This window comes from Pseudoalteromonas sp. T1lg88, from assembly GCF_002964765.1.
GTDB lineage: Bacteria > Pseudomonadota > Gammaproteobacteria > Enterobacterales > Alteromonadaceae > Pseudoalteromonas.
Genome location: NZ_PQCF01000032.1, coordinates 50753 through 63905, shown reverse-complemented (window position 1 = coordinate 63905; position 13153 = coordinate 50753). Strand labels below are relative to the sequence as shown.

Sequence of the window (13153 nt, the reverse complement as noted above, 5' to 3'; positions counted from 1 at the left end):
ATGCAAAAATAACCTGAAAACGCAAAAACAATGCACATTTGTTAAAATAAACCAAAGCCTTAGCCACAAAAACAAAACCTACAACAAATTGAATTTAAATACCTTTTTACCAACCAACCCCAAATTACCCAAAACAATTACAAAAAACTATACCATTTTTTTAACAACTGTGTTTTCATAATCGGGCCTAACGCGGTAACCGAATTACAACAGGCGGCAACCGCGTCAACGTCAAATACCCTTGTGTCACCAAGGCACAATGACAACACAATAATTAAATAAAGGTATTCACTATGAAGTCTAAATTCTCTCTCGTTGCTACGGCCACCCTATTGGCTCTAGGCCTTGGCTCAGAAGCAGCACTAGCAAACTCTTTACAACCGAATTTAGGCAGCAAGGATAAAGCTGAACAAGTAAAAACGAACGGAGCGAGCAAAGAGCGCGTAATCGTAAAATTCACTCGCGGTAAGTCTGCCGAAGTAAAATCGCTGGCGAAAAAGCTAGGCGGTGAGATTAAAGTTGACCTGGCCAAGCACGATGCCTTCGCCATGGAAGTACCAGCGGCGGCTCTTAAGGGCCTGCGTAACAACCCAAATGTTGAATTTGTAGAAGCCGACGTTAAACGTCACCTACTTGCCACCAATCTCAATACCACAGAGGTTGAGCCATGGGGTATCAGCCGCGTTGAAGCGGATATCGTTTCCGATGAGCTAGCCGGCAACCGCACCGTATGTATTATCGACTCAGGCTATGACATCCGTCACTCGGACCTAGACGCCAACCTGGTATCAGGCACCAACGACTCTGGCACCGGCCAATGGTCAACACCGGGTGGTTCACACGGTACCCACGTAGCCGGTACCATAGCCGGTATCACTAATGGCTCGGGCGTTGTTGGGGTTATGCCAAACGGCAATGTAAACCTTCATATCATTAAAGTATTTAACGAATCTGGCTGGGGCTACTCTTCAAGCCTAATCGCTGCGGTTGATGATTGTGTGGCAGCGGGCGCCAACGTTGTCAGCATGAGTCTAGGTGGTGGCGGTAGCAGCCGCACCGAAGGCAATGCCTTTGCCAACTACTACAGCCAAGGCGTATTAAGCATCGCTGCGGCAGGTAACGACGGTAATACCGCCCACTCTTACCCAGCTTCATATGATGATGTGGTATCGGTAGCGGCCGTTGACTCTGGCAATATGCACGCTAACTTCTCACAGCGCACCAACCAGGTTGAACTTGCCGGTCCAGGTGAAGCCGTACTGTCAAGCGTGGGTCTGGGCGATGGCCAGTTAGCGCAACTAAGCGTTGGCGGTACCGACTACTTCGCCAATGGCGTGGTACCACACTTGTTCTACAACAGCAGCCTGGCGTTTGACCCTGCGGGCAACAATGGCTCAGCCAGTGGTGCGCTAGGCGTGTGTACTACAACGGGTACTTCATACTCGTGTGGCGATATGACAGGCAAAATCTGTCTTGTTGAACGTGGTGAAAACCAAGGTGACAGCTCGACCTCAACGGAAAATTCATACCCTGAATACCGTGGCGCCAATGCCTGTGCCGACGCCGGTGCCGAAGGTATTATCGTTTACAGTAATGCTGCACGCCCGGGCCTACAAGCGCCATTTATGGTTGACTTCAATGGTAAAATTCAAGGCATTCCAACAGCCTCAATTGACCGTGCAACCGGCCTTGAGCTGGCTGCAAAAGCGGGTCAAACGGCGAGCCTGTCTAAAGTAGATGGTCAGGACTGGGATTACTACAATGGTACCTCTATGGCGACCCCTCACGTAAGTGCGGTTGCCGCCCTAGTTTGGTCATATCACACCGCCTGTTCGGCAGCGGAAGTGCGTAACGCCCTGGCGGTTACTGCCGAAGACCTAGATGCAGCTGGTCGTGACGTGAAAACCGGTTACGGTCTGGTTAAAGCACAAGCGGCCATCGATTACCTAGCGGGTACTAGCTGTGGCGGCGGTTCATCTGACAATGCACCGGTAGCGGATTTCAGCTTCTCATGTGATGCCCTGGCTTGTAGCTTCACCGACGGCAGCTCGGATGACAACGGCGTAACCGGTTACAGCTGGAACTTCGGCGACGGCGCTAGCAGCTCGGCGCAAAACCCTAGCCACAGCTATGCGGCAGACGGTTCATACACTGTGACGCTAACGGTAACCGACAGCGCCGGTCAAACCGACACCAGCTCACAAACCGTGAATGTAAGCAGCGGTGCTACGGGCGGCTCTATCGACCTAAATGCGTTTGGTTACAAGGTAAAAGGTCGTCAACGCGTAGACCTAAGCTGGAGCGGTGCAAACAGCAGCAATGTTGATATCTATCGCAACGGCTCGGCTATCACCACAACCAACAATGACGGTGCCTACACTGACGCTATCAACCAAAAAGGCGGCGGTGTATACAACTACTCAATCTGTGAAGCAGGCACGACTAACTGCTCTGCAACTGTAACCGTAGTTTTCTAAGCTTTAGTTAAACTACCGATACATTGCAACACCCATGCCGGTCTATATAGACCGGCATTTTTGTTATAGCACTATTGACCGGTAGGGGCTTTAATGACAAGCAGTAACAGATTTCAATTGTTAAGCGCGGTTGCTATAACTGCGGATCTCAAACTGGGTTATAAAGCCAAGGTTTTCATACAGAGGTCGACCGGCCGCCGATGCCTGCAAGACCATATACTGCGCCCCCGAGGCCACCGCAAGCCTGAGCAAATCCTGCATCATGCTTTTGGCAAGCCCTTGTCCTTGATGCGTTTGTTTTAACGCGACCTGATGAAGGCCGACTACCTCCCCGGTGTAATACAAAAGCGCGCTGGCAACAACCTTTCCCGCCCATACCCCAACATATAATTGTGCTTGCTCACATTCGAGTAAAGACGCAATGGCCCGGGCATCCACACGATAACCAAAAGCCTCATTCACCACCTCTATCCAGGAAGAAACCTCCTCGACCCTAGTAATGTTTCTTACCACCAACTCTGCGCTCGTGATTGTCTTATCCGAGGTGGGTGGATAATCACTTACGGACAAGGGCAAATACATGGCCGTTTGTTCTAAGACGCAATCCCATCCGGCGTGTTTAAGCGCTAACTCACGCTCTTCGGGGAACTGCAATGACGCCCCGTGCAAATCCGGCCAAAGTGGAAACATCACCCCAGCTCGAGCCTCGGCTAGCGGCGCCATGCTGGTCAGCGAACCGGGCTCTGGGTGCCAGCAGCGATGAGGCCACACATGATTGACCTTAAATGGCCATGTGCTCTCATCAGCCAAGGGCGCCGCACCATAGTGCTCCCAAAGGCTTGTTAAGTTCGCTATATTGGCTTGATTAATATCCACTTCTCGACTCCCAATTCACTAAGATAACACCACCAATCAATAACACCGTTCCCAATAACTTGCTGCCATCCAGAGCCTTAACGGGCAAGTTAAACCAACCCAGGTGACTGGCAAGCATGGCCACCACAATTTGCCCCGACAAGGCAAACGACATCATGCTTCCTAGGCCCATTTTTGGGATCAGATAATAAAAGCAACTGACGCCAAACGCACTGAACACGCCGGCGAGCCACAAATACCAGGGCACATTGGTGATGACACCAACACTCGGGTAGCTTTTACTGGTGAATACCAGCACCGCGGTGACAAGAGTAAAGCTGGTTAAAAACGCCACCCCAGTGGCGAACATTGCGCTGTTGAGCAACACCCCCAATTGCGCATTCATGGCCGCTTGTATGGCAATGGCGGCGCCGGCAGCAATGGCCAGTATACAAAGCATTAAGGCCATCATACGCTGTCTACCATCTCGGCATAGTCGAAGCGGACTTTTTCTGCCCTTGCTTGGCTGTCTTCTTGATGTCGATAGCCTATGGGGCAGATCACGGTCGTGGTTAAACCGCGCTTTGTTAACCCAAGAATGCGGTCATACTGCTGCGCGTCAATCCCGCTCATCGGGCAGGTATCTATGCGCATCTGTGCCGCACAGGTAAGCAAGTTGCCAAGCGCAATATAGGCTTGCTGATGTGCCCATTCCTGGCGCTGTGCCGGTGTTTTACTGGCCAGCGCCGACTTCATATGATCACCGTAACGCTGTAAATCGGCAATGGGGGTGCCCGTGACTTCGCTGTGGCGGGCTATATAGCGCTCTACCGTCTCATCACCAATGTTTGTCTGCGCCGCAAAAACAAGCAAATGCGAACTATTAGCCACCTTATCCTGGCCGTAGGAATGAGGCACCAGTTGCTCGCGCAAGTATGTTGAACGTACCAGAATTAACCTATAAGGCTGCAATCCATACGCCGACGGGCTTAAGGAGGCGGCCTGTAACAGGGTTTGCAATTGGTCTTCAGGCACCCTTTGCTGGGAAAATTGTTTTACGGCGTAACGCCACTCTAGTGCGGTTAAAAACTCCATACTTACCTCTGTGTCAATCAAACCATAACTGGAACCTACTCGCTCCAGCGCATGAGAGACAGTGTATCGAGGCGCTATGCGGGGTTCATTTACATAGGTTGATAAGGGATAAGTTTTTTCTCACCCGACTTAACTGGGTCGGCGTTATCCCTAAATGCGAAGCGATATGGTATTGCGGTAAGCGCTCGGCTAAGGCAGGAAATTGCTTGCTAAAATGCAGATATCGAGTGGTGGCATCGTCCTGCACTATCTCGATTTCTCGCTGGTCTTTTGCCAACAACCAATTTTTCTCAAGATAATGGATTTGATAGAGCATAAGTTCTGGATTGCTCTGCATGAGCCGGCGAAAGCCCTTAAAATCGATGGCGATCAGCGTACTTTGCTCCAGTGCCTCAAAGGCCAAACTTGATGCTTGCTGTGTTAACAGCGCCGTCATAGACCCGGGAAATTTGCCCTCATCGAAAAACATCTTATTGTATTCATTACCTTTTTCATCGGTAACAAAACAACGTACCAAGCCTTGATAGAGATAAGAGAAGGACCGTGGCACGACCCCACATGGATAAATCAGCTGGTGCTTATCCGCATGAACCAAGGTGCATAGGGGCTTAAATTGCTGCCAGGTCTGCTCACCGATGGGAGCATACCCTGTCATTTGCGCACGCAAAGAGTCGAACGCAGCCTGCTGCTCACTCACTATTACCTCCAATGTAACTAACCGCCTTACTGGACTTATTTTCGTCATTGGTACGAATACCGACACTGCCAGTCATTATAGTCGGATTGATAAGCAAAACAGTAGCGCAACGTTTTATCTCGTTAACCAACAAAGCAATGATAAAAAAAGCCCCAATTTTGGGGCTTTTTAAGTACTTTATAACTTGGCTAACAATGGCGACATGGGGATACCAAAATCGGGGAGGCTCGGCGGTAAGCTGGCCACTTCTGTAGGTAGCTGCGCTTTAATCCGCTCCATGTTTTCACTGTCACCTTGATGGAAGTAAACATAGTACTTCAAAACGGCTGTGTACTTATTGTCTTCTGGTAACTGCTCAAGGATGGCTAGTGCATTGTCAAAGTCCTCCACCTCTATGTACGCACGGGCCAGATTCATCAGGGTTCCAGGTTTAGTCTGGTCTTTTAGCTGCGCCTTTAGTTCGTTTAACTCATTAATTGCTAAATTAGGCTGCTGCAGCTGCAAGTGCGTTAAGGCCGTTACATTTTTCAAAAAATATGGCGCCGAGTCCGCATCGGGATACCAATCTGCGAAGGCAAGCATAACATCTTCATAACGAGCAAGTTTGTGACCAACATGACTTAGCAGGGTAAAGCTCAGTAGCTTAATTTTGCTTTCGTCCTGTTCGTTGAGTACGGCTCTATTGGCGTGCCAATTTAAGATGTTAGCAAACACTTTATTGAGCTTTTCTACATCTTTGCTTTTAGCCTCGGCTGCGCCATCGAGCAACGCAGCCATTTGCTCATCATAACTAATGGCTGTTTGCTGTGCTTGTAGCTGCTGCGGCTTATCTTTATCCACAATTTGCGCCGCCGCAACGGCACTAAAGGCGAGTGACATAACTAGTGCAATGACATGCTTTTTGTTCATAGTTTTTTCCTTGTCTAACATTTTAATCCGTTGCACGTTAAAGCTCTGTTGTTGAGCAATACTTAACAACGGGGTCATAAATTGCCTATGTCCATTTTTCGCTTGGTGCTGCGATAAAAGGACACTGGCAAGATCCAGTTGATATTGTTCCCGAAAGCTCGCTGCGCACTTTTCATCGCAGCTGAGTTCCAGCTGTTGCTTTGATTTTTTAGCTAAAAATAAGCACAGGGGATTCCACCAAAATAGGCTTTCCAACAAGCAAATAGCCCAGCTCCAATACACATCCCCCTGGCGTAAATGGGTTGCCTCATGTTGAATAATCGAATGAACTTCTTTGGCATCAAGCAGCGCCCGATCCAGCCAGATAGTGGGCCGTGTCACCCCACTGGCGAATGCCGGAGCCCCTAACTTTGCAACCCGAACAGGGTAACCCCCACTACTTTGCTCATAGCGGTTACAGGGTGTGGAGTGGCGATAAAGTCGCTTGATAAACGAGAAGTACTGCCCTATGCGCCAGATAAACAAGGCGACACCAATTAGCAACGCCAGAAATACCAGATGAGAGACATCAAATGCATAGCCATCAACTAACGACACTGGTGCCTGAACCTGAGTAGCTAGAGCATCTTGTTGTTGGCCTTGCGAGGGAGCCGTCTGCCAAAAATGTGCAACGTTAAAAGTCAGCTCCGGGTCTTGCTGATATTTAGAAACTTCGGGCATATGCTGCCAGGGCACAAGCCAGCTGGACAGTGCCAACACCGAGACATAGAAGCTCAGTCGTGCCGGAGCACTTTGTAGCCCCTTTAATGCGACCAGTGCGCACAGTGAAATAAATAAGCTGGTTAGGAAATAGTCCGTCATATCGCCCTCCTTTTTTACATGTCTTTCTTTTTGCTATTTAACAGGTTTTGTAAATAGGCAATATCCTCATCATTAAGACGCTCTTCTTTAATAAAGTGAGCAATGAGATTACGGGAGCTTCCCTTAAAAAAGCGCTGCATAAAGGTGGGGACGGCTTCTTCTGACAGAGCGCTTTGCGTCACAATAGACTGATAAACAATCGCCCTGCCTTGCTGACCACAACGCTCCACCGCGCCTTTCTTTTCAAGCCGATCGACAATTGTTTTCACCGTGTTATAGGCCACTTGCTTGTTATTCTTTTTTGCTTCGCTAAGCAACTGATGGATTTGGCTCGCTGTACATGGCTCGTGTTGCCAAAAAAGCTGCATCACATCCATTTCAAAATCACTGAGTTTCATTTCACCCTCACTACTACACTTGTAGTTATTAACTGCCACAAATGTAGTAATTAGACTTTTTAAAGTCAAGATTTAATTTAACCCTCAGCATGAAACGGTTAGGTAAGTTGTGAACTGCGTCTTTATTCTGCCGGCACGAGGTTGAGCATGTTATAATCCCCTTTTACTTTTAAAAGATGATTGTCACCGTGACCTTACCTGCCTTTTCCAGCACCCCGCTTTCTCGCTCTTTGCTCGATAACCTAGAGTCTTTGGGTTATCACCATATGACAGAAATCCAAGCGCAAACCTTGCCGCTCATTTTGGCGGGCAAGGATGTGATTGGTCAGGGTAAAACCGGCTCAGGCAAGACGGCCGCCTTCTCTTTGGGGCTGTTACATAATCTCAATGTAAAACGTTTTCGTGTCCAGGCCCTGGTGGTATGCCCGACCCGAGAGCTGGCCGATCAGGTGGCGGTGGAAATTCGCAAACTGGCTCGTGCCATTCACAATATCAAGGTGCTCGCCCTGTGTGGTGGTGCGCCCATGGGGCCGCAAATCGGCTCGCTTGAGCACGGTGCCCATATTATTGTCGGCACCCCGGGACGCATTGAAGAGCACTTGCGTAAGGGCCGCTTATCCCTAGATGAGGTTAACACCTTCGTACTTGATGAAGCGGATCGCATGTTGGAAATGGGCTTTGAAGAGCCACTGCAATACATTATCGATCACTGCCCGGCAGAGCGACAAAACCTGCTCTTTAGCGCCACCTATCCGCCTAAGATTGAACAGCTGGCCCAGCATGTGATGCACAACCCGCAAAAGATCACGGTCGAATCGACCCATGACGACAGCAGCATAGAGCAGTATTTCTATGAGGTGGACAACAATGACATGCGCTTGGAAGCAGTGCAAAAACTGCTGCTGCATTTCCAGCCCGAGTCGGCGGTAATTTTTTGCAATACCAAGGCCGAGTGTCAGCAGGTGTGCGATGAGCTTCAGAATATGGGCTTTGATGCCGCCGCCTTACACGGCGACCTAGAACAAAAAGACCGCGACCGCACCTTGGTACGTTTTGCCAATCACAGCCTGAGTATCCTTGTGGCCACGGATGTCGCCGCCCGAGGTATAGATGTGGACCATGTGGATATGGTGATCAATTACCATATTGCCCATGACCCCGAGGTCCATGTACACCGCATCGGACGTACCGGCCGCGCCGGTAAAAAAGGCATCGCCTGCTCCTTAATGAGCTATAAAGAGTCGCACAAGGTCAATGCCTTAGAAGATTATCTCGAGCAAACCTTGGAGCCCACCGACCTGCCCAATGACAACGTCTTTAGCAATGCGATTAAGCGTGCGCCCATGGTCACCATACAAATCGACGGCGGCAAAAAGTCCAAACTGCGTCCGGGAGATATTCTTGGCGCCCTGACCTCTAATCAGGCCATTACCGGGGATCAAATTGGGAAAATAAAGGTCACGGCTATCAGCTCCTACGTTGCCGTGCAGCGTAAAATTGCCAATGCGGCGCTGAAAACCATCAGTGAGGGGAAAATGAAGGGCCGCAATTTCCGCGCCCGTAAGCTAAATCGCTAAGCCCTTACGGAAATATATCACTTAGGTGCCAAGGCCTTACGCCCCGGCACCCAATCTCTTAGTTGGCGCCCAGTAAGGCCTTAGCCATTAACTGACCGATTTCGGTGTGGTGCAACATGCTTGAGAACGGCTTGGTCACGCCATCTGGGCCAAACGCATACACGGCAACCGGCGTTGCGGTATGAGTACCGTTACCCCAAGTCACGCTTTGCTCCGAGCTAATCGCACGGGCAATCAAGGCTCCTTGGTCTTCATAGGCATACACATAGAAGTCGCTGAAATCATTGATAGCCGGCACCTGAGTCGCACTTAGGTACTTGTGATCCGCATAATAGTTTTCGTTGGGCTTAACCGCAGCAATGGCTTGGGCATCTGCATAATCGATATGGAAATCCGGGTGCAGGGTCGCGTTTACCGCAGTTTGCCATTGCTCCGGCGTTGAAGCGCCAAAATCCCAATCAGCATTCACCTGGTCGTAAATCGCATAGAAAGACGCTTTTTGATCGTAAATCTTGTCCAGAGTAGAAAGCGAACCAAAGTTGTAGTTTGGATGGTAGTTTTCACCCTTCATACCATCACCCGACAAGGTAGTGGCTTCAGGAATATTATGTGCCGAGTAGCTAAAACCAAAACCACCGGTTTCGTGGTCGGCGGTGATCACCACTAGGGTGTCATTGCGCTCGCTTACCCACTCGTACACGGCATCAACCGCTTCATCAAACTTCAATAGTTCGTGTAGCATCCAGCCGGTGTCATTTACGTGCGCCGCCCAGTCGATTTGACCACCTTCGATCATCAAGAAGAAGCCATCTTCGTCTTGAGACAAAACATCCAGGGCTTTTAGCGTCATTTCACGCAGTGAAGGCTCGTGGTTACACTGGCTTTCATCGTTTTTACAGGCCGTGTATTCGATGCCATCGTTCATCGCCGAGTCGTCAAATAGACCCAGCAGCTTAGCACCCTCTGCCGCGCTCAACTGCTCCTTATCAAAGGCCAGGGTATAGCCGGCGTCGCGTGCTTCTGCGATCAGGTTACGATCATCGCTACGCTTAGACTTTTTAATTACGCTGGTGTTACCGCCTAGCTCGGCAGCCAATGCATCTTTGCGATCGGCGGTATCTTGTGGCAACCAGTGACGCGCACCACCACCTAGCAATACATCAACCTGATTCATCAATAGGTCTTCGGCGATTTCGTTCTCAAATGAACGATGTGGTTGGTGCGCCGCAAAAGCCGCCGGCGTCGCGTGAGTAATACGGGTATCTGTCACTAAGCCTGTGGCCTTGCCCGCTGCCTTGGCTTTTTCCAAAATGGTCTCGACCACATTACCCTGGTCGTCCAGGCCAATCACTTCGGAAGCCGCCGCTATGCCGGTAGCCAGCTGAGTCGCCGAGCACGCCGAGTCTGTTACCAAAGAACCGTTTTTGCCACCCGGGGCATTAAGCGATAAACCAACGTGGCCGCCGTCGGCAAACTTCTGCATGCCCGTAGTCGTGCTTGCCAATACGCTGTTTGGCGCACGACGCGCATATTCTTCAAGCAGGCCGATTTGTTGCGGGCCCATGCCGTCGCCGATCATTAAAATGACGTTTTTAACCGAGGTAACTTCTTCTTGTTCAACCGGTACTTCAACGATTTTTTCGACCTCAACAATGCGCTCTACTTCAACTGTTTTTGTGTCCGAATCACAGCCCATTAGCAGTGCCGAAGAAATGGCCGCCGCCAGCATGGTTTTATTTATTTTCATTTTTTTCCCTGATAATACTATTTTAGTTAGTGGTACAGGGCGGCGATAATGAACGCGCTTTGTTAAAAATAAATGAAACTTTTGTAAAGGTTTAAATTATTGGGACATTAATTTTTATATTTATAAAATAACCATTCCCATATTAGGGATAAAATAAATCAAACCATATTTCTTTCTCTCCCCCTAAGCCAAGCGCGCTTTATCTAGACTTTTTTTATCTATTTGCCCAAGGGAGGCTAAACTTGAAAAGCAGCTTAGCGATTTAGTTGATTTATCGGGGTCAATTTCAGGGAGCAAGGCATGAGTCGTGTCAGTAATGTAGAGGCGCAGCAGAGTAAACCGATCGCCGCACATTCGCCAATTCGAGCACTGTTAACACCACGCTATAAAGATATGGGTGGTTTTTCGGTGCTGCGCTCCCTGCCCACCTCACAGATCACCACCATAGGACCCTGGATTTACTTCGATCACCTAGGACCGGCCACCTTTGCGCCCGGACAAGGGGTTAATGTGCGTCCTCACCCTCATATTGGCATAGCCACAGTCACCTATATGTTCGACGGCGAGCTGCTGCATAGAGACTCCTTAGGCAGAGTACAAGCGATTCGTCCCGGCGATGTTAACCTAATGATTGCCGGTGCCGGCATAGTACACTCAGAGCGCCAAAGTGAGCAGGAGTGCGCTAAAGCGCACAGTCTTGAGGGCTTACAGTTATGGCTGGTATTGCCAGAAGAGCAAGAGCAAAGCGACCCGGCCTTTTATCATTATCCCGCTGAAGCCTTGCCTATCACCTCGGTAGCTGGGGTCCCGGTGCGGGTGATGATGGGCAGCGCCTACGAGGTAAGTTCACCGGTAAAAACCTTTTCCGATACCCTTTACCTTGAAGCCGAATTAGCACCCGGACAAACACTGCCCCTGCCCAATTGCGAGGAGTTAGGCTTGTATGTAGTGCGTGGCCATATTCACTGCGCCGGCACCTCGGTGCCAGCTCAAAGCATGGCGGTGTTCGATTGCGCACCCACGCTGAGCATCCGCGCTCATGAATATTCACGCATCGTCTTGCTCGGCGGTGCTCACCTCGGGCCCAGGATCATAGATTGGAACTTTGTATCAAGCAGCCAGACCCGTATCGAACAGGCAAAAGAAAAATGGCGCCAGGGGCGCTTTCCAAAGGTGCCCGGCGATGAGGAAGAATTTATCCCTCTGCCTTAATCAGGAAAGCCAAGTCTATAAGTACATAACCCAGGTCAATACCCTGTTGCGGTAACAGGAGTTATACGGCTTGATAGAAAAAAAGGTCGCCCCGATTGAGACGACCTTTTAAGGAGGGGAACTTACTTGTTACTTCACGCCCTTGCCATTACAGCTATTAACCATTAAATGATCATATGCGGCTTTGGCCTGAACCAAGCCATTACCATACTTGTAGTCATAGCCGGCATCGCCCAAATCCTTCGCCGAAGCGCTCAAGGCATTGCGGATCTCATAGTTATTACAGTGTGGGAAATGACTCCATACCAAGGCTGCGACACCGGACACATGAGGCGTCGCCATTGAGGTACCCGACATCCAGGCATTGCCACCACCGGGGAACGTGGAATAAGTGTCTACACCAGGAGCTGCAAGCTCAATCTGAGAAGTTCTTTGTGAAAATTCAGCATGTTGCATATCCTTATCCACTGCCGCGACCGACACCACGGAATCGTAAGATGCGGGGTAGCTATGGGTGGCGTTGCCATCATTACCAGCAGCGGCAATGGCCAAGACACCGGCACGCTCTAGTCGTGCAAAAGCACGTGCTTCAACCTTGCTCGAAAAGGCGCCGCCCAAACTCATGCTCACTACCTTAGCACCGGCGTTGGCGCAATCCGCCACCGCGCCAGCAAGATCTGAGGCATAAACAAAACCGCCCTCGTCATCAAACACTCGTACTATGTGTAATTCGGCCATACCTGAGCCTAACACCCCGGTCACACCGCCGTTACCATCGATTGCGGCTATGGTGCCGGCGACATGGGTGCCATGACCATGGCCATCCTGATACCAGGGGCCAGCGCCTTCATCGTCACCAGTCACAGTAGTGCTTGGCAAATCCGGGTGTCCCAAATCATAACCGGTATCGACAACACAGACCTTGATACCACCGGCATAGTTAAGCTGATCCGCTTGCACCATGGCTAGGCCGTATGGCGCAATATCTTGAAATTCATTGGCGGAAACTGCGCTTGGGATAACCTGGCGCACGGCATCAATTTCGGCGGATTTCATCACCCCCTTTGCCTGTAATTGTTTAAATGTATCGGCATTAACCACAGCCGCCACGGCGTTATCATGATCCAACTGACGTTTTACTTCGCCACCGGCAGCCTCAATGGCGGCGATCAGCTCGGCCTTATTGCCCTGATGATATTCGAATATGACACGAGCCGTTTTGCCCGCCAGCATATCTGTGCCCTCAACCAGCTCGGCTTGCGCCGAAAAAGCAGTGGCTACTAATACAGTGAGTAAAGTTTTATTAAACATCCGTATTCTCCTTA

Annotated in this window: 11 protein-coding genes; 3 read left to right on the top strand and 8 right to left on the bottom strand. The window is 50.0% G+C overall.

Annotated features, from left to right (window positions below; genetic code table 11):
* Positions 1-293: 293 nt before the first annotated feature.
* Complete coding sequence (locus C2M34_RS11920) at positions 294-2477, top strand: S8 family serine peptidase (protein ID WP_105258915.1); 2184 nt, start codon at positions 294-296, stop codon at positions 2475-2477.
* Between the two features lie 120 nt (positions 2478-2597).
* On the opposite strand, the gene C2M34_RS11915 is transcribed toward C2M34_RS11920, so the two are convergent.
* From C2M34_RS11915 to C2M34_RS11890, 6 genes are all read right to left on the bottom strand, one after another.
* The gene (locus C2M34_RS11915; RefSeq protein ID WP_105200932.1) at positions 2598-3353 is read right to left on the bottom strand and encodes a GNAT family N-acetyltransferase; all 756 of its coding nucleotides are present in this window, start codon (positions 3351-3353) and stop codon (positions 2598-2600) included.
* The gene (locus C2M34_RS11910) at positions 3343-3792 is read right to left on the bottom strand and encodes a DMT family transporter (RefSeq protein ID WP_233997983.1); all 450 of its coding nucleotides are present in this window, start codon (positions 3790-3792) and stop codon (positions 3343-3345) included. Before C2M34_RS11910 ends, C2M34_RS11915 begins: the two co-directional genes overlap by 11 nt.
* A gap of 8 nt (positions 3793-3800) precedes the next feature.
* A complete protein-coding gene (locus C2M34_RS11905) occupies positions 3801-4427 on the bottom strand; it encodes an NAD(P)H-dependent oxidoreductase (protein ID WP_105258914.1) in 627 nt (208 codons plus the stop codon).
* 85 nt (positions 4428-4512) lie between these two features.
* Positions 4513-5124: a Crp/Fnr family transcriptional regulator gene (locus C2M34_RS11900; RefSeq protein ID WP_233997982.1), complete on the bottom strand. Its 612-nt coding sequence runs from the start codon at positions 5122-5124 to the stop codon at positions 4513-4515.
* A 177-nt stretch (positions 5125-5301) separates the two neighbouring features.
* Positions 5302-6894 carry a M56 family metallopeptidase gene (locus C2M34_RS11895; protein WP_105258913.1) on the bottom strand — a complete coding sequence of 531 codons (1593 nt, stop codon included), beginning with the start codon at positions 6892-6894 and terminating at the stop codon, positions 5302-5304.
* Between the two features lie 14 nt (positions 6895-6908).
* The gene (locus C2M34_RS11890) at positions 6909-7292 is read right to left on the bottom strand and encodes a BlaI/MecI/CopY family transcriptional regulator (RefSeq protein ID WP_105190189.1); all 384 of its coding nucleotides are present in this window, start codon (positions 7290-7292) and stop codon (positions 6909-6911) included.
* 176 nt (positions 7293-7468) lie between these two features.
* On the opposite strand from C2M34_RS11890, the gene dbpA reads away from it, so the two are divergent.
* Positions 7469-8869: an ATP-dependent RNA helicase DbpA gene (dbpA, locus tag C2M34_RS11885; RefSeq protein WP_199774406.1), complete on the top strand. Its 1401-nt coding sequence runs from the start codon at positions 7469-7471 to the stop codon at positions 8867-8869.
* 58 nt (positions 8870-8927) lie between these two features.
* Here dbpA and C2M34_RS11880 read toward each other — a convergent pair whose 3' ends face one another.
* On the bottom strand, positions 8928-10616 hold the full coding sequence (locus C2M34_RS11880) for an alkaline phosphatase (protein ID WP_234000044.1): 1689 nt from the start codon (positions 10614-10616) through the stop codon (positions 8928-8930).
* A 300-nt stretch (positions 10617-10916) separates the two neighbouring features.
* Here C2M34_RS11880 and C2M34_RS11875 point away from each other — a divergent pair, with 300 nt between their 5' ends.
* Entirely contained in the window at positions 10917-11828 is a 912-nt protein-coding gene (locus C2M34_RS11875; protein ID WP_105258912.1) for a pirin family protein, read from the top strand.
* Between the two features lie 129 nt (positions 11829-11957).
* Here the strand turns inward: C2M34_RS11875 and C2M34_RS11870 are convergent, their stop codons facing one another.
* Positions 11958-13139: a S8 family peptidase gene (locus C2M34_RS11870; RefSeq protein WP_105258911.1), complete on the bottom strand. Its 1182-nt coding sequence runs from the start codon at positions 13137-13139 to the stop codon at positions 11958-11960.
* Positions 13140-13153: the final 14 nt, after the last annotated feature.

Bases quoted from the DNA above. Each gene is read 5' to 3' on its own strand.
- C2M34_RS11890 (WP_105190189.1), bottom strand. From the start codon at position 7,292: ATGAAACTCAGTGATTTTGAAATGGATGTGATGCAGCTTTTTTGGCAA.
- C2M34_RS11910 (WP_233997983.1), bottom strand. From the start codon at position 3,792: ATGCTTTGTATACTGGCCATTGCTGCCGGCGCCGCCATTGCCATACAA.
- C2M34_RS11895 (WP_105258913.1), bottom strand. From the start codon at position 6,894: ATGACGGACTATTTCCTAACCAGCTTATTTATTTCACTGTGCGCACTG.
- dbpA (WP_199774406.1), top strand. From the start codon at position 7,469: ATGATTGTCACCGTGACCTTACCTGCCTTTTCCAGCACCCCGCTTTCT.
- C2M34_RS11880 (WP_234000044.1), bottom strand. From the start codon at position 10,616: ATGAAAATAAATAAAACCATGCTGGCGGCGGCCATTTCTTCGGCACTG.
- C2M34_RS11875 (WP_105258912.1), top strand. From the start codon at position 10,917: ATGAGTCGTGTCAGTAATGTAGAGGCGCAGCAGAGTAAACCGATCGCC.
- C2M34_RS11920 (WP_105258915.1), top strand. From the start codon at position 294: ATGAAGTCTAAATTCTCTCTCGTTGCTACGGCCACCCTATTGGCTCTA.
- C2M34_RS11870 (WP_105258911.1), bottom strand. From the start codon at position 13,139: ATGTTTAATAAAACTTTACTCACTGTATTAGTAGCCACTGCTTTTTCG.
- C2M34_RS11905 (WP_105258914.1), bottom strand. From the start codon at position 4,427: ATGGAGTTTTTAACCGCACTAGAGTGGCGTTACGCCGTAAAACAATTT.